Origin of the sequence: Dietzia sp. CW19, assembly GCF_014145265.1 — a bacterium.
GTDB lineage: Bacteria > Actinomycetota > Actinomycetes > Mycobacteriales > Mycobacteriaceae > Dietzia > Dietzia natronolimnaea.
Genome location: NZ_JAALEE010000233.1, coordinates 10,577 through 12,752, shown reverse-complemented (window position 1 = coordinate 12,752; position 2,176 = coordinate 10,577). Strand labels below are relative to the sequence as shown.

The window sequence follows — 2,176 nt, the reverse complement described above, 5'->3', positions numbered from 1 at the left end:
ACCCCATAGGAAGGTTTAGCCAACCGGTACACAGCCTGGCCGCCGGCCGGGAGCAGTGCCAGGCCCGTGTTCGCGCAGACCGTGACCTCGCCTGTCGCAGGCGACATCCTCTACCGGTGCTCATCCTCACCCGCACCACCTTAGCCCCGCTGATTCACGGGCCGGTGTGACTGCTGCTGTCGGTTGACGGCGGGATCGATTTCGTGGGTAGGCGTGCGTGTGTGCCGGCTGGCGCTGCCGGTGGGCGGGTCCCCGGGTGGTGATGTCGTGGGCGGGCATGTGTGGGCTGTGTCAAGGATTGTGGACAGGTCCTCGGTGATGTCGGGTGTGTCAGGCCGCCTCGGTTAGGTCCTCGGCGGCGGGATTGTGGGCGTCGGCCCATGCCTGGGCCGGGGTGCGGTAGCCCAGGCTGGAGTGCGGTCTTTGACGGTTGTAGAACACCTCGATGTACTCGGCGACGGCGAACCGTGCTCGGGCGCGGGTATGGAACACCTGCTGGTGGTACATCTCGTTTTTCAGGGTGGCGAAGAACGTCTCCGCCGCGGCGTTGTCCCAGCACACCCCGGTGCGGCCCATCGACTGCAGGAACCCGTGCTGGGTGCAGTAGGTGACGAATTCGTCGGAGGTGTACTGAGACCCGTGGTCGGAGTGAAATATTGCCCCTTCGGCGGCTTGGCCCTGCGTACGGGCCATTTCCAGGGCGTCGACGACCAGGCTGGCGCGCATGTGCTCAGCGGTCTGCCACCCGATCACCTTGCGCGTGGCCAGGTCGATCACGGTGGCCAGGTACAGCCACCCCTGGCCGGTGCGTAGGTAGGTGATGTCGCCGACCAGTGCGGTGCCGGGGCGGTGACTGCTCGGGGCGAAGTCGCGGCCCAGCTTGTCGGCGAAGACTTGGGCTTTCTCGTCCGGGACGGTGGTGCGTTTGTAGGCCTTGCGCTGGATCGCCGCCAGGCCGAGCTCGCGCATCAGGTCGGCCACGAGCCCCACCGAGGCCGGGTGCCCCTCGTCATTGAGAATGGCAGCGATGCGCCGGCACCCGGCAGTGCCGCGCTGCTTATGGAAAACGCGCTCGACCTCCATCTTCAGCGCTTCGCGGCGCGCCTGGGTGGCTGTAACCTGCCCGGCGCGGGCGCGCCACGCGTAGAACGACGAGCGGGCCACGCCGAGCTGGGCGCACATCCAGTCGATCGGAAAGTTCGCCTTCTCCGCCTCGATCAGGGCTGACTTCTCGTTCAGTCCTGCTCCCGGGCGAAGAAGGCCGCGGCTTTTTTTAGGAACTCATTTTCCATCTTCAGCTTGCGGTTCTGCTCCTCGAGCTCGGCCAGCCTGCCGTGGTCGGCCGGACTCATCGACGTGTCCGGCTCCGGATTGGCCTGCCGGTGCTTCTGAACCCAGTTGCCCAGGGTGCCCGGGTTGATCGCCAACTCCCCGGCCACCTCGGCAATCGAGCGGTCACTCTGCAGGACCAGCTGCACCGCCTCGGTCTTGAACTGCGGACTGAACTTCCGCCTCGAACTCGCTGCCATGATCTCGATCCTCTCGCCTCAAGAGGTTGTCCAAGATCTTTGATACACCCCAGTGAGGTCAGGCTGGTTTGGGGATCGCGGCGATCGTGTTGAACACGGCGACGATCGCGACGGCCCAGGGCCACGTTTCCGGGATCTTCACTTTTCGCCGTCGTCCGCTACGGGTCAGTCGGGCTGCGACGTGCAGGAAGCGGTAGCGCAAGGCTTTGGGCTCGCACAAGGCGAGGACTGCGGCCTCGCCGGTACAGGCCAGCATCCGCGTCCACGCCACCAGATCTGCGGCGATCATCACTGCCACCAGCCAGGCCTGGTTGAGCGCGAACTCGCGTGAGGGGAGCCGGCCGAGCCCGGTGTCTTTGGCGTGGCGGATGCGGTCCTCGACCCGGGCGTGAGCCCGATGCCTCGCTTCAAGGAACTGCAGCTGCCCGGCGCTGGTGTTGGTGACAAATGCCTGGTAGCGCCACCCGTCGATCTCCTCGAACATCGACAACTGAGCACCCGGGTGGGGCCGTTCGCGGCGGACGATGACCCGCATCCCGTCTGGCCACTTTGCGAGCATCCGTGGGGAGAGGAACCCGGTCAGCTCCGCGATGTCGGCCCCGTCGCGGATGTCCCCGTTGGGGTTGAGCGCTGGTCCCCACGCGGCT

At 66.3% G+C, this 2,176-nt stretch carries 2 protein-coding genes; both read right to left on the bottom strand.

Annotation, left to right across the window (positions count from 1 at the left end; translation table 11 throughout):
• Positions 1-330: 330 nt before the first annotated feature.
• Positions 331-1,529, bottom strand: a protein-coding gene (locus tag G6021_RS07725) for an IS3 family transposase (RefSeq protein ID WP_182640998.1) whose coding sequence is annotated in 2 segments (ribosomal slippage) — positions 331-1,274 and positions 1,274-1,529 — 1,200 coding nt in all. Because the reading frame shifts where the segments join, the coding sequence is not laid out codon by codon here.
• A 58-nt stretch (positions 1,530-1,587) separates the two neighbouring features.
• A partial coding sequence (locus G6021_RS17220; RefSeq protein ID WP_241736461.1) for a transposase occupies positions 1,588-2,176 on the bottom strand: 589 nt, incomplete at its 5' end.